Here is a 21,241-nt window from a genome sequence, read left to right on the forward strand (position 1 = left end):
TATTAAAACTGTGCTCTCAGTGTAACCTCTGTGACCTTTGCGGTAAAAGAAAAATAAAAAAAAGTGAAGGATTACTCCTTCACTTCTTCATAATCGACGTATTCTCCGCCTTTGATATTGTTCGCTCGTTTTTCCTTTTGGTTCTGAGGGGCATAATCTACAATGATCTCATCTTTTGAAGCAGAAGCATGGCGCTGAGCGCGTTGCTCTTCTTTTGCAATATCATTCACATGCCTAGCAAATTTTGCCAATTTGCTTCTAAGAAAATATCGGATTAGTTGGCCAAGCAGCCAACCAACTCCGAGAACTATTACGAGAAATTTCCACACAATACTTTGTCGTTTTTTTAGTTTCTTATCTACTCAAATACAGATTTCTCTCTGCGTAGATTTTCAAGAAATAATCATCCATCAGATCATCTATAAAGTAGATCGACTCACCGGTAGACTTCATTTCAGGACCCAATTCCTTATTTACTTTCGGGAATTTATGGAAAGAGAAAACTGGTTCCTTGATAGCATAACCCTTTTTGTAAGGCTTGAATTCAAAATCAGTCACTTTTTTCTCTCCTAACATCACCTTTACGGCATAGTTTACATAAGGTTCTCTGTAAGCTTTGCAAATAAATGGCACCGTACGAGAAGCTCTTGGGTTTGCTTCGATGATGTAAACCTTGTCATTTTTGATCGCAAACTGAATATTGATCAAACCTACAGTTCTCAAAGCTAGGGCAATTTTCTCAGTGAAAATTTCAATCTGGCGAATCACCAAGTCTCCCAAATTATATGGAGGAAGCACAGCATAAGAATCGCCAGAGTGAATTCCCGCAGGCTCTATGTGCTGCATGATGCCGATGATATACACATTCTCACCATCACAGATCGCATCCGCTTCTGCTTCGATAGCACCTTCAAGAAAGTGATCGAGCAAGATCTCATTGTTAGGAATATCTCTCAAGACATCCACAACATGCTCTTCAAGCTCTTTCTCGTTAATCACGATCTTCATGCCTTGACCACCTAACACGTAGCTAGGACGAACCAAAAGCGGGAAACCAATAGTCTTACATAGCTCTAGCGCTTCGTCTGTATTGTGAATTGTACCAAACTCAGGATAAGGAACATCCAGGTCTTTCAAAAGAGAAGAGAATCTTCCTCTATCTTCTGCCAGATCCAGTGCTTCGTAGCTTGTTCCAATAATCTTGATTCCGTACTTCTCCAGCTTCTCAGCAAGTTTCAAGGCAGTCTGACCACCCAACTGAACAATTACGCCCTCAGGCTGCTCGTGAAGGATGATCTCGTAGATATGCTCCCAGAATACCGGCTCGAAATATAACTTGTCTGCAATATCAAAGTCTGTAGAAACTGTTTCAGGGTTACAGTTGATCATGATGGTCTCGTAGCCACACTCTTTGGCTGCCAACACTCCATGAACACAGGAATAATCAAACTCGATTCCTTGACCTACTCGGTTTGGACCTGATCCAAGTACCACTACTTTTTTACGATCAGATCTTACTGACTCATTTTCTGAGCCAAAAGAAGAGTAATAATAGGGTGTTTTCGCCTCAAATTCTGCTGCACAGGTATCTACCAATTTATACACTCGCTTGATTCCCATTTCCTTGTAGCGCTTGTCGAAGACTTCGCTTTCTAAGCAATCTAGCAAGTGTGCGATTTGACGGTCAGCATAGCCTTTACGCTTAGCCAGATCCATCAATTCAACAGGAATTGTAGCAAGTTTAAATTTCTCTATTTCTCTTTCCAGATGAATCAACTCCTCAATTTGCTTCAAGAACCACTTATCGATCTTGGTCAAATCTTGGATAGTTCTGAAAGAAATTCCGAGTTTGAATGCATCATAGATATGGAAAAGTCTATTCCAGCTAGGATTAGCTAAGGAATACAATATTTCTTCTTGGTTACGCAGTTCCTTTCCGTCTGCACCAAGACCATTTCTCTTGATCTCAAGTGACTGACAGGCTTTCTGAAGCGCTTCCTGGAAGTTGCGGCCTATACCCATCACCTCACCTACCGACTTCATGGATAGACCAAGTCTTCTGTCAGCTCCTTTGAATTTATCAAAGTTCCAACGAGGAACCTTTACGATTACATAATCAATCGTAGGCTCAAAAAATGCAGAGGTTGTGCCAGTAATGGAGTTTTTCAACTCATCCAAGTTATATCCTATCGCAAGTTTGGCCGCTACTTTTGCAATTGGGTAACCAGTTGCCTTTGATGCCAATGCTGAAGAGCGGGATACTCGTGGGTTGATCTCGATACCGATGATTTCAGAGTTATCAGGGCTTACTGAGAACTGTACGTTACAGCCTCCGGCAAAATTCCCGATGCTATTCATCATCGTGATCGCGAAGTTTCTCATGCGTTGATACGTCGTATCCGGCAAAGTCATCGCTGGTGCCACAGTGATGGAATCACCTGTGTGAACGCCCATAGGATCAAAGTTCTCGATAGAACAGATCACGATCATGTTGCCGATATTATCACGCATCACTTCCAGCTCGTATTCTTTCCAGCCAATGATACTCTGCTCGATCAATACTTCGTGAACTGGAGAAGCTTGAAGTCCATCGGAAAGTGCTTTTTCAAATTCTGCTGCAGTTTCCACGAATGCACCGCCAGCACCACCTAAAGTATAAGATGCTCTGATGATGAGTGGGAAACCAATTTCTTGTGCTATTTCATTTCCTTGGAGGAAAGAAGTGGCCGTAGCGCCTTTACATACGCCCACGCCGATTTTTTCCATCAGCGCTTTGAATTTTTCACGATTCTCGGCTGTATCGATGGCCTCGATGTCTACACCGATCATTTTTACTCCGTACTTGTCCCAGACACCACCTTTATCGCAATCAATGGCGAGATTCAATGCAGTCTGTCCGCCCATAGTTGGGAGAACTGCATCAATATCGGGGTGATCTTTAAGAATTTGTACGATGGATTTCTTTTCCAAAGGGAGCAAATACACATTATCTGCCGTGACCGGATCGGTCATGATCGTTGCAGGATTGGAATTGATCAGCGTCACAATGATGCCTTCTTCACGAAGAGACCTGGATGCTTGGGAACCTGCGTAATCAAATTCGCAAGCTTGACCAATAACGATGGGACCTGAACCAATGATGAGAACGTGCTTGATACTGCTATCTTTAGGCATTAGAGAGGGAGATTGAAGAGAAAGTTTTGCTTAAGTCCAAATTGGGGCAAAATTAAAAAAATAATCCGAAGGGGCATGGTAAAACGGTAAAGAAATCCAAAAAGCTTACTAAACACTGTGTAATAATAACCTGAATTTGTTTCGAAAAACGCAAAAAATTGAACACCAACAATTGGCAAACCAATAATTCACGTTTATTATTGTCGAATCATCAAGAACGCATAAAATATTATTAGCCTTCCTATTTTCCCAAAATAATCAACTTAGTAAACCATTCTATTGATGAACAAAAGAATAATCACACTTGGAGAAATCATGCTACGCCTATCCACACCTGGGCATGACCGCTTTATAAACACACAATCTTACGAAGTCAATTATGGCGGTGCAGAGGCAAATGTGGCTGTTTCTCTTGCTTTTTGGGGACTATCAGCGGCGCATGTCACTTCATTTCCAGACCATGAAATTGGAAAAGCAGCTGTAAACACATTGAGATTCTCGGGAGTGGACACTTCTTTTATTCGATTTAACGAAGGAAGAATGGGTGTTTACTTTGTAGAAAATGGTGCAATGCAACGCTCGTCAAAAATCATATACGACCGCTTTGATTCTGCTTTTGCTCAGGTCAACGTCAAAGATTTTAATTGGGAAAAGATATTCGAAGGAGCAGATTGGTTTCACTGGACAGGAATTACGCCTGCCATTTCCCAATCGGCTGCAGATCTCTGCAAAGCTGCAGTGCAAGCTGCTTCAAGGCTAGGTGTGAAAATCAGTGCTGACATCAATTATAGAAGAAATCTATGGCAATACGGCAAAGGTCCGATGGACATTATGCCTGAACTGATCAAACCATCTCATCTCATCATAGCTGGGCTTACAGACTTCGAAAACTGTATGGGAATCACAGAAACGGACTATTTGCAAGCTTGTGAAAAGGCAAAATCCATGTGTCCATCTTTAAAATATGTTTCGACCACACATCGTGATTCTATCAGCGCGTCTGAAAATGAGCTAAACGGAGTACTTTGGAATGTAGAATCTCTACTAGAATCCAAAACCTACGAAATGACTCATATCGTAGATAGAATCGGCGGTGGAGATGCTTATATGGCTGGGCTGATTTATGGCTTACTCCATTTGGATGATCAAAATGCGCTAGACTTTGCCATTGCGGCATCAGTACTGAAGCATTCTATACCAGGAGATGCAAACTTCGTCTCCATTGACGAAGTAAATCAGCTGGTGGAAGGAAAAAATGTAGGTAAACTTTTACGATAAAAATAAGTATGCGATTTTCAAACAGTGAAATGCTACAAGCCATGAGTGACACGGGGATGATCCCTGTTTTCAACCATGTAGATATAGAAGTGGCAAAAGGCGTACTTGACGCCTCATACAAAGCGGGAATTCGAGTTTTTGAATTCACTAATCGAGCGACAAATTCTCTGGAGGTTTTCAAAGAGTTATATGATTATGCTGGCAAATACTCAGATCTAGTGATGGGTATAGGTACTATTTTCACCACGGATGTTGCTTCAGACTTCATCGACGCTGGTGCGGATTTTATTGTTTCGCCAGCTTTGATCCCAGAGCTAGCCGTGTTCTGCAATTCAAAAGAAATTTTTTACGTTCCAGGTTGCGCTACGATGTCTGAGATATTTCAAGCGAAAAAACTCGGAGCTACACTGGTCAAAGCTTTTCCAGGAAATGTGGTAGGATCAGCATTTGTAGCTGCTGCTAAGTCTGTATATCCTGAGCTTCACATCATGCCAACAGGAGGTGTAGAACCTACGGTAGAAAACCTGAAAGAATGGTTTGATGCTGGTGTGTATTGCGTGGGAATGGGCTCTCAGCTATTCAAAAAAGACTGGATCAAGAATCAGCAATACGATCTCTTGCAAAATAAAATCGCAGAAACGCTGCAAGTGATTAAGAGCATTCGGTAAGAATTGTAAGTGGTAAGTAGTCACAGAACACTTCTTACCACTTACAAATTCTACTTTTTTGGGTGAGTGACTAACTCATAATACTGCTCTAGCATGGGCACTCCATAATTTTTTGATTTCATCTCACTGATCTTGCGGAAGCCCATCTTTTCATACAAACTAACGGCAGCTTCTAATCCTGAAGTAGTATACAAATAGGCTGCATCATAGTTACGATCATGATAGAAATCCATCCATTCCTTCATCAATCTGCTTCCGATTCCAAATCCACGAAATTCTTTCGCCAAGATAAAATACCTCAACTGCGCGCGGTTTGCAGGCCTATGCATGAGTAAAACAAAGCCCACCATTTTCCCTTCGCTCTCTACTACCCAAACTTTGTCTTTTTTCAAATTGTAAGCCCGATAGAATTCCAGCAAGCTTTCCATCACATAAGCTTCAAATCCAATCCCAAAATCATGCTCTTCTGAATAGACTTTGCCATGCAAAGCCGCCACCTGCCCAAGATCACCTGGCTCAAGTGTATTTCGTATTAAAAAATCAGGAGACTTTTGCATCCATTTAAAATAGGAAATAATGGTGGAAACTTAATCTTAGGAGCACTAAAAAAACCAAGTCCAGCTTCTGGAGAAGCAGGACAACCGCGAGCTTTGTGGTAAAACAAAAAAAATAGCCGCCCAAAATTGAACGGCTATGAATGTCTTAACCTTCGGAATAGTTGAAACTATCAACTTGCTCCTTGATCCAGTCGTAGTATTTTTCCTTGCGGAATTCTGTCCAATCCTTTTTGTATTTGGAATCTTCGATCAAAAACTTAAAGGCAGTATTTGCTTTTGGCTTGGTCAGCGAACTAACCAAATCATCAGCTAGATTTTTTTCTTTGACCCTCCGGTCAATAAAATCCTGCATCATCTGATGTTCTTGAGCAGGCTCCATTTGAGTAAACTCGGCATAATTGTCCGGGCTTTCTTCGATTTCATCCAAAACATCTTCTTCTGCCTCTGTCAGATCATAATTATAATAATCCTCATCATCCGGCATCTGATGAATTCTTTTCTTGTCGATCTGATAGAAACAGATCATTCCTTTGAGTAATTGGGTTGAGATAAGGTCTATCTCCTTTTCAGTAAGCGAAAGCATTGATGGTTTACAAAATTTTCAGAAAATAGTGAAAGTCGAATTCTGATCAAATTCTAGTTTAATAAAGCAATTGAAGCGCCAATATAGTTGGATTTAATCACTTGAATCAAGAATTATTGAAAGCATTTCACTATCAATTTCATGTCTACCCCGAAAAGTCAGCTTTTTCACTTCTTTCCCAAGGTTTTTGATCAAATCCTGCTGTATTTCAATACTTTCCGGAGTTACAAATTCATCCTGATCCCCCAAAACCAAGGAAAGTTTTGTTTGCGAAAATTTCTCCCGAGCATCTTCTAAAGCCATGTCCTGCGCAAATCCTCCTGCCCACAGGATCAATTGATCCACTTCTCCCGTCCATCTACTTGCCCAACGTGTGGCAGTAGCCGCTCCCTGAGAGAATCCCAGCAGATTGATTTTTGGCATATCCTGATACTGTGAAAGTAAATTCTCCATCAACAGATCTAGGTAATTATGGTTGTTTTGTATGGCTGTTTCCCGCTCATGCTTGGTCATCCAATTCGATCCTACTCTTCCCGAAAACCCAGTAAGATAGCCGTAATTCGTTGCTTCTGGAGCTATAAAAAGCCGATCGGAAGAATCGAAACCTTGAAACTTACGGATAAAAAACTCCGCTAACTGACCATATCCATGCAGCACCAGCCAGATTTCTTTCTCTTGAAAAGTAGGCTCATGTGAGACGGAATACTGCGCTTGATACTGAAAATTGATACTTTTCTTCAAAACTCTATATTTTGTCAGGTAGGTTATACTTAAATTCTTGGTATCAATAAATGAAATTAGATTTCGGCTTTTAACCTTTCTAAAAAGACTTTCCGATGTCAGCCTGAGCACTTGAGAGACGAGAGTCTCGAAATCGAAGGCCAGTTAAATAGAATAAAACAACATTTCGACTTCGCTCAATGTGACAAACGTCAATTATAAAAAAGCCTAGATACTCCATCAAGAAACTAACAGAATATTAAGCGTTCAGATCGTCAAATTTAAAAGGCAAAAGTGTCTGAATTCCTTGGAATCGGAATACGCTTCCATCAGGATTTTGAATCAGAATAGAAATTGGTCGATTAAATCGCATTTCCATTTCGTTGATCGTCTGTCGACAAAGCCCACAAGGCGAAACTCCAGCCCAAATTTCCTCGCCTTTTCTTCTCGCTACAATTGCGATTTCCTTCACTGCGAGATCTGGGAAATTGGCTCCGGCATAGCCAAGAACCAACCGTTCTGCACAAACTCCTACTGGAAAACTCACATTTTCCTGATTGCTGGACTGCAGGATTTCTCCTGACTCAAGTCGCACAGCAGCACCCACATGAAAGTCAGAATAGGGCGCATAGGCGCTTTCAGACACTTTTCTCGCCCGCATCATCAGCTGCTGCTCTTCTATTGTCAGTTCCTCCCAAGCCAGTTCTTCAAACTCAGCTTCAATTTTTATTTTCTTGCTCATCGTTGGTTAAATTGGAGTTTTCCTAACGATTAAGGTAGGGAATTGTTCCTTTTAATATTCTCACCATAATTTTTTACCCTAAAATATAATCTCCATTTTAGTCCGAGTAACTCCACATAACATGCATACAATTCTGATTTTAGGCGGCGGAAAATCGGCCATATTTCTACTAGATTTCCTGGCAAAAAGCTGTCAAACCAAATCCCGCAAATTGATTTTGGCGGACATCAATCTGGCTTCCGCTCAAGAAAAGCTTAAAAATCAACCAAATACCGAAGCTCGTCAGCTAGACATTGAAGATGTAGCTGCCCGGCAGGCGCTTATTAAAGAAACCGATCTGGTGATTTCCATGCTTCCTGCTTTTATGCATCCGCTGGTGGCTAAAGATTGCCTGGAATTCGGAAAGCACTTTTTCTCTGCTTCCTACGAGTCGGAGGAAATGCGTGAAATGAGATCAGGAATCGAAGCAAAGGGATTATTTTTTCTCAACGAATGTGGCTTAGATCCTGGAATCGATCACATGTCTGCCATGCAAATCATCAATCGGGCGAAGTCAAACGGTGAAGAAATCATCTCTTTCAAATCCTATTGTGGGGGCCTTCTCGCACCTGAATCAGAGGACAATCCCTGGAAATACAAGTTCACCTGGAATCCCCGAAATGTGGTGCTTGCAGGTCAGGGCACTTCACGCTACATAGAAAATGGCGATTTTAAGTTTGTCCCTTACCATCAGCTTTTCAACCGACTCGAGACAATCCAATTCCCGGGATTGGGAGATTTTGATGGCTATCCCAATCGGGATTCGCTCAGCTATAGAAAAGTGTATGGATTGGAAAATATCAGCACCATGCTACGCGGAACCCTAAGAAGAGATGGATACTGCAAAGCCTGGAATGTATTCGTCCAGCTGGGAATGTGTGATGATTCTTTCCAGATGAATCTGCCTAAAAGCACGACGCTGAGACAGTTTCTCAATTCATTTTTGCCTTACGACCCAGCCCTTTCTGTAGAAGAAAAACTGGGTAACTTGATCGCTGATTTTGATTTCCCTACTTGGGAGAAAATCCAGTGGCTGGGCTTTTTCGGGAATGATTTATTACCAAAAACAAGCGGCTCTCCGGCATCTATTCTTCAAGCTATTCTAGAGAAAAACTGGAAGCTTTACCCAGAAGACAAGGACATGATCGTGATGCAGCATCTTTTTGAAATCAAAACTCCAGAAGGCATCAAAGAAGTCCGATCAAGCTTAGTTTGCTTTGGGGAAGACGCTACCTATACAGCGATGGCGAAGACGGTGGGACTTCCGATGGCAATTGCTGTTGATCTATTTCTAGATGGAAAAATCAATTTAAAGGGCCTCCACGTTCCGGTAATCCCAGAAATTTACAATCCAGTTTTAGATGCGCTGAAAAGTCATGGAATTCGCTTCCGGGAAGAGGGGGAGCTATATAGCCCAACCTGAGTTTTTCAAACAACCCTATCCAAGCTGACTTATTTCACCCTTCCACTACTCTTCTGGGTTCCAATCTGCAGGAGGATTAACTACTGAATCATAGACTTCTCTGCAATCATCCGGAATAATCCCACGATTTTGTCTAAAATCCAGTTCTGCGCCCTTGATATACACACGACGGGAAGTCTCCCCTGCAGCAATAAAATAACCTAAGACCACCTCATTAGGATCATCCAAACTAATCATATTTCCCCGGATACTGGCCGGGGGCGGATCAAAGATAGAACCACTTGTCTCAGATTGCTGCTTTACCAGACGGAGAAATCGGTATGCCTCTGAGCTGATGCTTAATTGGCGCAAGTCAATCCGATACGTTTGTATGAATCTGACTCCATCGTCAGGAATATAAGCTACAGGAATTTTCGTGCTCAAGCCATTGAAATTATCATCCGTAGCAATGAAAATCGACTGATTTCCTACAAGCTCAGAGGTATAACAAATTGAGCAACAATCCTTAGGTGCTGGATCTCTGGTCTCTTTATTTACAAAGAGATCCGGCCTGGTCTCCAATACATAAGTAGCCTGTGCGTTTCTCCAGTAATAGAAATTATTCTCCTCGCCTGGATCATCTATATCTACAATCAATTGCACACCAGAGGCATTATTGATTTCTCCCTCCACCGGAGTAGTTACGGATTTATAGCTCAGTTTTTTGATCGCGGGTGGCTGTGTTACTTTTTCTGGAAAAGAAGTATACACCTTGCCATCGGAAAGCTGGATTTGCAAAGTATAAGAGCGACCAATAACTGCGAAAAAACTATCCGGTGCTTGATATTCCCCCCTGTTTTCGCTTTTTTCAGAAAAGAAGACCATATTGCCCAACTCATCCCTAGCAATCACCGTGGCGCCTGATACAGGCCTCACCAAGCCTTCAAAAATGCTTCCATAAGTGGCAGATTTGGAAAGGAAAATTCGATGTGGACCGGCTCCACTCGTGATCGTCCCATCCACAGTCAGAATCTGTGGACCTTCCTCCAGCTCAACCTCATAAGGTTGCACACAGCCAAAGCTGATCAGTAGTAATAGATAGAGTAATCTTTTCTGCATCATCTAGAATTTAATAGCGTAACTCAAACTAGGTAGCGGAACACCCAAAATTGATAATTGATTGGCTTGTGGAGGCGATCCTTGCTCATCCACGAAGAATAAAGAAAAGGCATTCTTTCTTCCATATACATTGAGCACAGAGAAGGTCCAATCCCCTTCAAAAAACCTCCCTGTACCATTTAGCTTGAAATTAAGAGCCAAATCTAACCGATGAAAATTCGGTAACCGCAGCTCATTTCTCCGATCAAAATAGGCAAGCGAAATTCCTGAATAATCAAATTTGGCTACTGGATAGGTCACCGGCCTTCCTGTGCTAAATCCAAAAGTAGCGGAAAGAGAAATATTGTTTCTAATCTTATAATTTCCGATGACAGTCACTTCATGCGGTTTATCGTAGTTGGAAGAATACCATTCGCCATCATTGATTGTATTTTCCTCAAAAGGAGTGATCACCCGACGCAAACTCCTCGAATAAGTATAGGCAACCCAGCCGGTCATTCTACCTAGATTTTTCTTGACATATACCTCCACACCGTAAGTTCTACCCTCAGCAGGCACCAGCTCAGTTTCCAAATGATCCTGCAAAATCAGGTTCACTCCGTCTTTATATTCCACCACATTCTGAATACCTTTGTAATAAACCTCCAGGGAAGTTTCGAAGATGTTCCCTTTCAGATTTTTATATAATCCCAGGGAATATTGATCCACTATCTGCGGCTCAATGAAATTATCACTCAGTTTCCACACATCGGTAGGTGCTATAGTTGCAGTATTTGAAATCAGATGGATAAACTGATACATACGATTATATCCAGCCTTGATAGAACTGCTTTTAGAAAGAGAATATCGCATGGAAACCCGTGGTCCCAAGCCATTATAATTGGTGATCTTTTCACCGTCAGTATAGGCTACTTCCCCTGTAGCTGTTCCTTCAGAAAGAGGTTTGTTCTCGTCGTATTGCTGCACTATCCTTGGCCCCAAATATTGAAACATGTCGTAGCGCAGTCCATAGGTAATCCCGAAACTTTCCCCAAGCTCAAATTCATGTTGAAAGAAAAGTCCTGATTCAATCCCTTGTTCATTCTGGACTTTTTTCGGTAAAATATCCTGCTCATCACCTGAAGGAGTAAGTTCACCTGGTTGAATTTCCAGACGCTTAAAATCCCCTCCGACATTTACTCTGTTCTTAGGAGAAAAGTCATAACTGAAGTTAAGCTTTGCGCCCAGATCTCTAATGTTAGATTTCAATTCAAAATCATTAAAGCCAGACTGGTTAAAAATTTCATAATCATACTGAGTAAAATATCCCAGCACATTCATAGCCAGTTTTTCAGTAAACTGACTCTTCCACTGTAAGGATTGGCTGGTGTTGGTCCAAGAAACTGTGGTATCTGAGGCAAATGCAAAATCATCGTAGCTACGGTAGAAGCTGTAAGTAAGCTCATTCTCATCTGAGATAGGGGCGCTTATGATCAGATTGGCATCGTTGAAGTTCGCTCGTGAATTCTTCAGATCTGGGTTTTTTAACGCCTTCAAAAACCAGTTAATATAAGAGCCTCGAATCCCACCTAAAACTGAAATCTTATCTTTTAGAATTGGACCGTTGATTGAAAGTTTGCCAGAAGTAGTCCCAACCATCAGATCTCCACCCCAGTTAGAAATACTTCCTGCTTTGGGTAAAATGTCTAAAATGGAAGATCCACGACCGCCATATTTGGACGGGATAAAGGATTTGTAAAGCGTGACATCATTCACAATATCAGCATTGAATGCTGTGAAAAGTCCAAAAAGGTGCGTAGGATTATAAATCGGAGCTCCGGCGAATTGCACCAAATTTTGATCTGGAGTACCACCTCGTACGTTCAATCCAGCAGCAGCTTCACCGACTTGACTTACACCAGGAAGTGTAGCCAAGGATCGGATGATATCCACTTCACCTAGAAAAGGAGGCAATTCCTTAATCGTATTCATACTTAGAGTGACCACTCCCATATCTGTAGAGCGAATGTTTTTCTCCGGATCTCTACCGAAAATCACCACATCATCCAGCTGGAAATCCTCCTGAATCATTCTGATTGCAATCCTGCCGTCTCCGACCGCAGTGATAGGAAAATCTATCGTCTGGTAGCCCACATAGCGGAATTGCAGATTGTACTCTGCCCTATCCAAAATCAGTTCGATGGTTCCGTTCGTATCTGTCACCTTGTTGATAGCCAATTCTGGGACAGTAGCTGTAGCTCCAATCAAAGGATCTCCAGTGATTTCATCTGTAATTCTCACCAAGATCTTCAGCCCTTTGATCTGTCCGATATCCCTCCCGATCACTTCTCTCTGAGTGGTCTGACCAAATGAAGCCTGAGTAGAAAGCAGAAATAAAATAAGTAAAAGTTTTTTCATAGATCCTGATTAAAATCCAGAAGGATTAAAGCGATACAGTTCCAGTGGGTAATTGCCAGGTAAAGTAATATCCGGAGCTCTCATGACGTAAATCTGATCGTCCTTGACAAAACTAGCGACCGTAATACTTTGGGAAACACCAGGAACTGAATTTTTGGAAGTCCAGGAAAAAGTCTCCAGATCAAGCTCCCAGAAATCACTAGCTCGTCTGTAGAGACCTACATACACCTTGGAACCAACCACTTTTGCAATGCCATACCCTTGCCCTATCGAGCCGGGATAGGTAGAAATAGTGTCCCAAGAAAGCTCCATTGGATCAAATCTCCACAGCACACCTTCCTTGCTGACGATGTAGGCATTGTTTTCATAAATAAAAATAGCATTTTCAGATGTGAAAGATTCCGGACTTGTACCGATGACTGTCCAGGATGCTGTGGCGGGGTTATACTTTCGAATGCTCAGGCCATCACCTTCCTTTCCACCCATCACATACAACTCACTTTTTATCTCAAAAGCCAGCGACTCCCTGCTGTCAAAAGGTAAATCCGCTAGTTGCTGGAAACCAGTTGTCGTGATTTTCCAAAAACTTCTAGTGATAGAAAAAGGCTCTCTGCTCAATACATCAATTCCCCCTCCTAGGTAATTTTCAGTGGCAAATGCAAAGGATCTAGGACTTCCCGGAAAGCTGATTTTATCCCAAGTTTCGGTACTGGGATTGTACCGTTGCAAGAATTCGTAGAACCGAGTTCTATTCACTGAGCCTAAGCCAACGTAGAATCCGGCAGAATTTTGAAAAGAAACGTTATCATAAATCCTGACCTCATCCGGAAATTTTCCAATCAAGGTATAATCTCCTGTTTGATATTCAAACGGTGAAGAGAACGTTAATTCTTGATCTTGGGTGGTGATTTTGATAGTCACTTTATCCGAATCTCCAATAGCTGGAACAACAACTTTTAGCCTGGATTCAAATAAGATTTCAGTGACAGTAGCCTCTACCTGACCAAAAAACACACGGGTATCTTTGTTGAAATTTCTTCCAATAATCAGTATTTCCATTCCCGGAGAACCAAAACTTGGGCTGTAACTCTCCAGTCCTGCACTTAGGGTATTAAGAGGGAGCACATTACCGAATAATATGCCATCACCTGTCTGGACGAATGACTTCACATAGTAACTTTGACCACTTTTTAGCTCGCTTACTTCACCAACAAATTTCCCAGGGCGTTTCTTTTCACCCAATGAAATAATGGTAGGCTGAGAAAAACTCTCCTCCTCCCCAATGTAGAACCCATGATCTGAAGCATTGATTGGTTGATTGGTGATTAATCTACCTAGTATTCGAGCCTGCTCTCCACTTGTGAAAAGGACCTCCTCTGTGACTATAATAGTGGTTCCGGAATCATCACTGCTGCAGGAGCACATCAAAAATGAAAGTGAAATAGCACACAGTAAAAAATATTTTTGCATAAACATCGGGTGACAGATTGGGTCAAAAATAGAAAAATTTGTTCTCAAACAACGAGGTCTATTTTTTTTACTAAAAAATCTGGTTAACAGCATAAAAAACACCCAAGAATTTCTAATTCAAACAAAATATGATTGAAATAAGAGATATAAGTAACCAGACTAGTTAAAATCTAAAAGAAATCCTCTGACGAGTTTGCAATAGCTTTCATGAGGAGTTCCATCTTCGTTTTTGATGAAAATAGCTGAAGTTTCTACCTCATTCTGATTTCTGGAAAAAGCACAAATCTCTCTTTGTATTCGTTTTCCGGGTTTGTCTTGCAGCGTGAATTTGATGCTAAGAAACAATCCATGCTTCTCCGCTTCTTTCTGAAAATCCTGCATTTGCCTTGGCGGAAGAATAATCCAAAACTTCCCATCATCTTTTAAATGCTGAATCACTTTTCCCAATAAATCATCAAAGGAAAGTTCGTCTGTGTGCAAAGCCATGTTACGCTGCACATCGGATGATTTCAAGTGATCAGGAAAATAGGGCGGATTGCTGACAATCAGATCATAGTTCTGCTGAGGTTCGAAGTCCTGAAATCTTCCCTTCCAAATTTCCATACGATCCGAAAAGGTATTGGAACGAAAATTCTCCAAAGCCTGAAAAGCAGCGTCCGAATCTATCTCAACCGCTTGAACTTTAGCTTCAGGAAAACGCTGAGCAAGCATCAAGGCAATGACTCCAGTACCAGTTCCAACATCTAAAATTTCTCCCGTAGAAATAGACGCAGCCAAAGTTCCAAGCATCACTGCATCTGTGCTGATTTTCATCGCACAGCGATCTTGATTAACTCGGAACTGCTGAAACTGGAACCAGGAATTGGCCATTTAAGTACGGGCTTTACTGAAGAAGCTCATGTTAAACCGAGGCTTATCATCCATCACGTTTACATCATCCTCCGATACCCGCTTCACACTCTCAATAGTATAGAATGCTTTCTCATCTATGCTTTTCACTTTGGCGATAAACTCCTTGAGACTATCTCTTTTCATCACGGTAAAAAGCAAATTCACCTTACCAAAACGTCCTTCTCCACCGACATTAGTAAAGCGGAAGTCACGGGCTTTCATGTACTCAATCAATTCCGGAAGTGGCTGTGGCGTGATTACACGAACCAACACTCTACCAAAAGCCAATTTCTCCTCAAAGTACATCCCCACATAAGTACCCATACCAAATCCACCAGCATAGGCTACATAGGACATAGGATTATCTATATTTTGAAAAATTTGCCCAATTGCAAGCAACCAAATCAAGGCCTCAAAAAAGCCAAGAACAGGAGCAATATTCTTTTTCCCATTCATCATAAACATAATCCGAAGCGTATTGATGGACACATCTCCCACTCTTGCACAGAAAATAAGCAAGGGCATGATCAGATAATCGAATAGTTGTTCAGAAATTCCGAAGGTTTGAAAGAATTCTTGCATGAGATTTGGTATTCAGATTGAACCCGCAAAACTACACCCTATTCCCAAGAGAGCGAAATAATATTTGGAATTAGATTTTACGATCTCTACCTGCCGACATTCCAAAGAATGTAAATACCAAAGCAAAGAATAAAAGGAAGAATATCAGGATGTTCCAATTGTCAAAAAGATCCAGCGATACCCCAAAAAGTAAGGGGCCCAAAGCCGCCAAATAATACCCTGAAGACTGCACCATGGCCGATAGTTTAGCCGTAGTATGATCCTCAGCTGTTCGCAAGGCTATCAGCGTATAGGCAATACTTAAGCTAGATCCCATACAAAAACCAACCACAGCTAGTGCTACATAGGTGATCAATTCATTATCTATAAACAGAGCCAAATAGCCAAACACATAGGCTATTCCTACAGCCAGAACGACCCAAGTTTGCTCCTTGAGTTTGATCAGAAAATTAGGCGCAAAATACGACCCAAAAAGAGAAACAACCTGCATGAGAGAAGACACTAAACCTGCCTGAGCAGGAGTCCAACCTCTGGAAATTAACATATCCGGAAGCCAGGTAATCAGGGTAAAATACATCACCGACTGCGAACCCATGAATATGGTGATCTGCCAGGCCAGTTTGGATTTCCATACATTTTTAGCAGGATCAGTCACCTGCTGCAAACTGGCTTTTGGTCTGCGAATCTGAGGAATCCACACAACCAGCGCGATCACCATGAACAGCGCCCAAAATGCAAGTGAGCCTCTCCATCCCCAGTTCCAGTCTACAGCCAATGGCACACTCACTCCTACCGCAATAGCCGCAAAGAGCGACATCATGGTCGCCAATAAAGCCGTCATCAAACCTAGCTTTTCGGGTAATCTGAATTTGATCAAAGGAATCAAAAGCACATTAGCAATTACAATTCCTATCCCAGTCAGAGCTGTTCCCAGAAACAACAGTTCTATTCCTCCCAAAACCCGCAGAATCACACCAAGCGTAAGTATCGAAATCCCCAGAAATATCGCTCTGCCCATTCCCAGACGCTTTCCAATCGCTGGCGCAAAAAGAGAAAAGGTGGCAAAAGTCAGCAAAGGAAGTGTGGTAAGAAATCCCGCGAGTCCATTGGACAATCCCAAATCCTCTCTGATAAATGGAATCAGTGGCCCCACTGAAGCAATGGAAGTTCGAAGGTTGATCGAAATCAAAAGGATTCCGGTGATAAGAATGGATTGAGAAGGAAGAGATTTAGTCAAGACTGAGTTGCAAAAATTAATGAAATAACATCGATGGCTTATGCTGGGAGAGCTAGAATAATTAAAAGTTGAAGATTTAAGTTCCAGAATTCAGGCTCGGTATAGAAAGTATCAATTTAGAAGTATCCATGGTTAATTCCCGCCCAGATCCACCTCGTTTCAGCTAGGTATTGCTTTAAGTAAATTTGTAGCTACCGCAATCAGAACAAAGAACTATCTCAATATAACTTATGCTTTTATGCGATACTGATTACAATGCCTGAAATTTTGAAATCGGCTGAGATGTAAACAGGAATATTTCACAATGACTGTTATGCCTTTCAATTAAAACATTGTTAATTTTTATAAATACCTGTCCTTCAGTGTTTCATTAGAAATTAAAAGTGATTAGATTTTAGTTCACAAAATCATTCCTGATATGAAATCGAGTACGGAAGCAACAAACACAGGGATGATTATCCTGCTTGCGAGATTCCATGTGACCATTGAAATCAAATTATAAACACATGAAAAAGTTGATCATTCTTGGGGCACTTGCTGCTTTTTCCCTTTCTCCAGAAGTAAATGCTCAATCTACTACTCAGCTCATTTCAGTAGCGGGAAAGCAAGTGAACACCAAAACTTCTGATTTAACCAAGCGAAAATCCCATCAGCCTATAGTTATTTTGGAAGCTGGAAACAGTGAAAGTCTAGCAGTTTGGGACAACCTGTTTGATCAGGTAGCTGAGTTTTCTCCTGTGTTAGCGTATGATCGACCTGGTTTAGGAAAGTCTTCGATTTCGGAAGGAACTCCTACTTTGGATGTTAGAGTGAAGGAGCTAGAATCTCTTTTAAAAAAAATGAATATTGAGCCACCTTATGTTTTGGTGGGCAACAACTGGGGAAATCTTTTGATTAGGGAATTTGCGGCAGCACATCCAAATGAAGTTGAGGGAATGGTGTATGTGGATCCCGTAATGGACACTGACAACCCAGACAAACTACGTGAATCACTTAACAGTCAAAACTTAGACGGCGAGCTCTTAGTCTCTGAATACCTAGCTTTTCAGCGTTTAAGTATGTCCAGAAGATCCCCAGGAGCTAAGCCGGAGAGTGACCTATTTTTGACTTTGCTAGCCACAAATCAATTGAATTGGTCATCCCAAGCTGTGCCTGAAGTAGCATCTCAGGTAATCATTGGAAGAAAAAATAATATCCAAACCATATTTGGACAGCAAACGGCCCATTACAAGGAAATAAAAGGCTTTCTAATTTCGAATAAGGTAGATTTCTTCGATCAGTACAGCCTTGAGAATCCTGAATATTCCTTGCTTTTGTCTTCTGGATCAATGAATTACCTGCCTATGCAAGAGCCTACACAAATCGCCCAGTCAATTCGTCAAGTGCTCTATGCCGATCCGATGACAAAAATCATAAAGGCTACACAAACCCTCAGTATAGAAGAGTTTGGTAGGTATGTATCTGACATGCAAACTTACATTCCTGCATCGCTTCTGAATGAGTATGAGATCAACATGCAAGCATACAATCTAATGCGATTTGATAAGTTCGAACATGCGTTGGTTCTCTTCAAAAACAACCTAGAAAACCATCCAAACTCCGCAAATGCTTACGATTCTATGGGCGATGGCTTGATGGCTCTGGGAAAAGTCGAAGAAGCTGTTCCGCTCTACAAAAAAGCAGTGGAGCTAGGCGCTCAACCTCAGCATAGTGATTTGGAACTTTTCAAAAAGAATCTCACCAAAGGAGAAGAAATGCTCACTGAGAAGGGAAAGTAGGTTTGGAGGATTAAATGATAAGGCATATAGGATTCATACCTACCATAAAACCGTTGAACTGTTAAAAGCTCGACACATCATGCATGAATTACCAATCCGAAGGTCTTTTGGCTTCATAGGCATCAATCTGATCCAGCAGATCTACAGGATCATCAGAGACAATTAATAATTCTTGCTGCTCAGGATACATAAAACCTTCCTTCATAGCATGGTCCAAAAAGTCAATCAATTTGTCGTAATAACCATTCACATTATAAAGAGCCAGCGGCTTTTGAATATAGTGCAGTTGATTGAGAGTCATGATTTCAAAAAGTTCTTCCAACGTGCCAATACCACCTGGCATAGCTATAAATGCATCTCCACGCTCTGCCATCAGCCACTTTCGGTCACGCATTGTCTCTACGATGATCAATTCTGTGCAGCCACGGTGCGCCACTTCTCTGTCAACCAATTTTTGAGGAATGATACCCAGAACTTCCTTGCCTGCTGCTAGCATTTCATCCGCAATCACTCCCATCAAGCCTACTCTTCCAGCCCCATAAACCAGCGACTGGTCACGTTTGATCATTTCCTGTGCCAGAGCTCTGGCACTTGCCTCATAGACTGTACTGTCTCCTTTTCGGGAACCGCAATAAATAGTGATTTTCTTCATGAGCTTGAAACAAAAGTAAAATCCAAAATTACGGGATTCCCTTTTTAATGCACAGGGAATAGGGAGGTTTTACAAAAGCTTAATGAGAAAGACTTGAATTGACTTAAGTTTTTATCAAATGAAATGTTGCCAAGAATCTTTAACCCCTATTTTTGAGTTATGAAAATTTGCTTTGCTACCAACAACCCCAAGAAAATCGAAGAAGTAAAAGCTGCGCTTGGCGATAGTTTCGAAATTGTGTCTCTGAAAGATATTGGTTGCTCTGCTGAGCTTCCGGAAACGGGTGACACGCTGGAGCATAATGCTTTTCAGAAGGCAAAGTATGTAAAAGAACATTTTGGAGTCGATTGCTTTGCTGATGATACTGGGCTGGAAGTAGATGCCCTAGAGGGAGAACCTGGAGTGTACTCCGGCAGATATGCCGGTGAGCCGCGAAGTGATGAGCGAAACATCGATCTCCTGCTCAAAAACATAGAAAATTCTTCTATCCGAACGGCTCGCTTTAAAACAGTCATCGCGCTTTTGGTGGGAGATGATGAATATAAATTTGAGGGAATTGCTGAGGGAGAAATATTGAAAACACGTACTGGAAATGGAGGTTTTGGATATGATCCAGTCTTTTCTCCGAAAGGATACACGCAGTCTTTTGCGGAGCTGACCATGGCCGAAAAGAACGCTATCTCTCATCGAGGAAAAGCCGTGAGTGAGCTTATTGCTTTTCTTAGCCATATATAATTCTGTATAAAAAAAGAAAATCAGTTTAACTTTGCCCCATGCAAAAACCATTCATCGTCGGCATTACAGGGGGCTCTGCTTCAGGTAAAACACTTTTTTTAGAACGATTGCTGAGTTCTTTTGAAGACGGTGAGGTTTGTTTGATTTCTCAGGACAACTATTACAAGCCAAGAGAATTGCAGCCGATCGATGATCACGGGGTACATAATTTTGACAGGCCTGAGAGTATAGACTTCGAAGGATATGCTTCTGATATCCGCAAAATCCAAGCTGGAGAAACGGTGCAGCGAGAAGAATACACTTTCAACAACTCTGCTAAAACACCTAAAATGCTGACTTTCAATTCTGCCCCAGTGGTAGTGGTGGAGGGTATTTTCGTTCTTTATTATCCTGAGTTGGCTAGCCTGCTAGATTTAAAGATTTTTATCGATGCGAAAGACCATATCAAATTAAAACGAAGGATCATCCGCGACAAAGTAGAACGTGGGTATGATTTGGATGATGTACTGTATCGTTACGAGCAGCATGTGATGCCTACTTACGAGAAATACATCAAGCCTTTTATGAATGATGCGGACCTGATCGTGCCGAATAATCACAATTTCGACAAAGCGTTAGAGGTCATTCGTACCTATCTTCGAGCTAAAACAACCTGAATAGCAATACATTAATTTTTCTAACTGATTGATTTCCAAATTATTGTTCTGAATACACTGTCTATAAACAGAAATTCCCGAATGAGAAACACTCATTTTAAATAATTGGCTATATTTGCGCCTCATGAAAGCAACTAATAGAAATAGCAACTTATTCCAGCAACGCCTCACGGTGATGCTTGCCTTGCTATTATGTTTGTTTATTTCAAGTGTAGAATATATCCCTGAAAATGGAGACTCTGCTAAAGTAGAGCAACAAGAAAAGCCAAATTCATCGGATCAAGATCAGACTTATCTAAATGTAGCTGTAGATGCTGTGGTACCCTTTGTGGTCAATGTAGCGCACAGCATTCTTTATCTTATTCATGATATAGTAAGTTTTGAAGGTTCTACTTTCATTACAGAGTCTACTTCAGTTGTTCAGCCAAATCAGCTCGTACAAATACTTTTTGAGCGAATCATATCCACCAAAGGACCCTAAGTTTCCTTCTATTTTCTGGTGAAATCCCGCTTCCTGATATTCAGGCAAGCCACAAATCTGTATTTATAATTAATTAATAA

Annotated in this window: 20 protein-coding genes; 7 read left to right on the forward strand and 13 right to left on the reverse strand. The window is 41.4% G+C overall.

All coding sequences use genetic code 11. The features are described from left to right. Nucleotides 1-71: 71 nt before the first annotated feature. Complete coding sequence (locus tag ESV85_RS01140) at nt 72-329, reverse strand: DUF4834 family protein (protein ID WP_146914397.1); 258 nt, start codon at nt 327-329, stop codon at nt 72-74. Nucleotides 330-354: 25 nt separating this feature from the next. Beyond that, the gene (gene carB, locus ESV85_RS01145; protein ID WP_146914398.1) at nt 355-3,174 is read right to left on the reverse strand and encodes a carbamoyl-phosphate synthase large subunit; all 2,820 of its coding nucleotides are present in this window, start codon (nt 3,172-3,174) and stop codon (nt 355-357) included. A 282-nt stretch (nt 3,175-3,456) separates the two neighbouring features. Here carB and ESV85_RS01150 point away from each other — a divergent pair, with 282 nt between their 5' ends. Together ESV85_RS01150 and ESV85_RS01155 are read left to right on the forward strand one after the other, a co-directional pair. Then, nucleotides 3,457-4,452: a sugar kinase gene (locus ESV85_RS01150; protein ID WP_146914399.1), complete on the forward strand. Its 996-nt coding sequence runs from the start codon at nt 3,457-3,459 to the stop codon at nt 4,450-4,452. 8 nt (nt 4,453-4,460) lie between these two features. After that, nucleotides 4,461-5,120, forward strand: coding sequence for a bifunctional 4-hydroxy-2-oxoglutarate aldolase/2-dehydro-3-deoxy-phosphogluconate aldolase (locus ESV85_RS01155; protein WP_146914400.1), 660 nt, complete (start codon nt 4,461-4,463; stop codon nt 5,118-5,120). 50 nt (nt 5,121-5,170) lie between these two features. On the opposite strand, the gene ESV85_RS01160 is transcribed toward ESV85_RS01155, so the two are convergent. From ESV85_RS01160 to ESV85_RS01175, 4 genes are all read right to left on the reverse strand, one after another. Further along, nucleotides 5,171-5,677: a GNAT family N-acetyltransferase gene (locus ESV85_RS01160; protein ID WP_146914401.1), complete on the reverse strand. Its 507-nt coding sequence runs from the start codon at nt 5,675-5,677 to the stop codon at nt 5,171-5,173. 145 nt (nt 5,678-5,822) lie between these two features. Then, entirely contained in the window at nt 5,823-6,260 is a 438-nt protein-coding gene (locus ESV85_RS01165; protein WP_146914402.1) for a UPF0158 family protein, read from the reverse strand. A gap of 93 nt (nt 6,261-6,353) precedes the next feature. Continuing rightward, nucleotides 6,354-7,001, reverse strand: coding sequence for an alpha/beta hydrolase (locus ESV85_RS01170; RefSeq protein WP_146914403.1), 648 nt, complete (start codon nt 6,999-7,001; stop codon nt 6,354-6,356). 238 nt (nt 7,002-7,239) lie between these two features. After that, nucleotides 7,240-7,722: a cytidine deaminase gene (locus ESV85_RS01175; RefSeq protein WP_146914404.1), complete on the reverse strand. Its 483-nt coding sequence runs from the start codon at nt 7,720-7,722 to the stop codon at nt 7,240-7,242. A gap of 121 nt (nt 7,723-7,843) precedes the next feature. Here ESV85_RS01175 and ESV85_RS01180 point away from each other — a divergent pair, with 121 nt between their 5' ends. Further along, entirely contained in the window at nt 7,844-9,184 is a 1,341-nt protein-coding gene (locus tag ESV85_RS01180) for a saccharopine dehydrogenase family protein (RefSeq protein WP_146914405.1), read from the forward strand. 45 nt (nt 9,185-9,229) lie between these two features. On the opposite strand, the gene ESV85_RS01185 is transcribed toward ESV85_RS01180, so the two are convergent. From ESV85_RS01185 to ESV85_RS01210, 6 genes are all read right to left on the reverse strand, one after another. Further along, the gene (locus ESV85_RS01185) at nt 9,230-10,282 is read right to left on the reverse strand and encodes a DUF4249 domain-containing protein (protein ID WP_146914406.1); all 1,053 of its coding nucleotides are present in this window, start codon (nt 10,280-10,282) and stop codon (nt 9,230-9,232) included. Between the two features lie 3 nt (nt 10,283-10,285). Next, a complete protein-coding gene (locus tag ESV85_RS01190) occupies nt 10,286-12,679 on the reverse strand; it encodes a carboxypeptidase-like regulatory domain-containing protein (protein ID WP_146914407.1) in 2,394 nt (797 codons plus the stop codon). A gap of 9 nt (nt 12,680-12,688) precedes the next feature. Further along, nucleotides 12,689-14,149, reverse strand: a complete 1,461-nt coding sequence (locus tag ESV85_RS01195) for an IPT/TIG domain-containing protein (RefSeq protein WP_191321874.1) — start codon at nt 14,147-14,149, stop codon at nt 12,689-12,691. A gap of 159 nt (nt 14,150-14,308) precedes the next feature. Then, on the reverse strand, nt 14,309-15,019 hold the full coding sequence (locus tag ESV85_RS01200) for a tRNA1(Val) (adenine(37)-N6)-methyltransferase (RefSeq protein ID WP_146914409.1): 711 nt from the start codon (nt 15,017-15,019) through the stop codon (nt 14,309-14,311). After that, on the reverse strand, nt 15,020-15,622 hold the full coding sequence (locus ESV85_RS01205) for a DUF2179 domain-containing protein (RefSeq protein WP_146914410.1): 603 nt from the start codon (nt 15,620-15,622) through the stop codon (nt 15,020-15,022). 70 nt (nt 15,623-15,692) lie between these two features. Next, complete coding sequence (locus ESV85_RS01210) at nt 15,693-16,859, reverse strand: CynX/NimT family MFS transporter (protein ID WP_146914411.1); 1,167 nt, start codon at nt 16,857-16,859, stop codon at nt 15,693-15,695. Between the two features lie 506 nt (nt 16,860-17,365). Between ESV85_RS01210 and ESV85_RS01215 the strand changes: the two genes are divergently transcribed. After that, nucleotides 17,366-18,637, forward strand: coding sequence for an alpha/beta fold hydrolase (locus tag ESV85_RS01215; RefSeq protein WP_146914412.1), 1,272 nt, complete (start codon nt 17,366-17,368; stop codon nt 18,635-18,637). Nucleotides 18,638-18,725: 88 nt separating this feature from the next. Here ESV85_RS01215 and ESV85_RS01220 read toward each other — a convergent pair whose 3' ends face one another. Then, complete coding sequence (locus ESV85_RS01220; protein WP_146914413.1) at nt 18,726-19,289, reverse strand: TIGR00730 family Rossman fold protein; 564 nt, start codon at nt 19,287-19,289, stop codon at nt 18,726-18,728. A gap of 159 nt (nt 19,290-19,448) precedes the next feature. Here ESV85_RS01220 and ESV85_RS01225 point away from each other — a divergent pair, with 159 nt between their 5' ends. From ESV85_RS01225 to ESV85_RS01235, 3 genes are all read left to right on the forward strand, one after another. Further along, nucleotides 19,449-20,024 (forward strand): non-canonical purine NTP diphosphatase, encoded by a 576-nt coding sequence (locus ESV85_RS01225; protein WP_146914414.1) that lies wholly within the window; start codon nt 19,449-19,451, stop codon nt 20,022-20,024. Nucleotides 20,025-20,062: 38 nt separating this feature from the next. Beyond that, complete coding sequence (locus ESV85_RS01230; protein WP_146914415.1) at nt 20,063-20,680, forward strand: uridine kinase; 618 nt, start codon at nt 20,063-20,065, stop codon at nt 20,678-20,680. 124 nt (nt 20,681-20,804) lie between these two features. Beyond that, the gene (locus tag ESV85_RS01235; RefSeq protein WP_146914416.1) at nt 20,805-21,161 is read left to right on the forward strand and encodes a hypothetical protein; all 357 of its coding nucleotides are present in this window, start codon (nt 20,805-20,807) and stop codon (nt 21,159-21,161) included. Nucleotides 21,162-21,241: the final 80 nt, after the last annotated feature.

The sequence above is a fragment of the Algoriphagus aquimarinus genome, assembly GCF_007997215.1.
GTDB lineage: Bacteria > Bacteroidota > Bacteroidia > Cytophagales > Cyclobacteriaceae > Algoriphagus > Algoriphagus aquimarinus_A.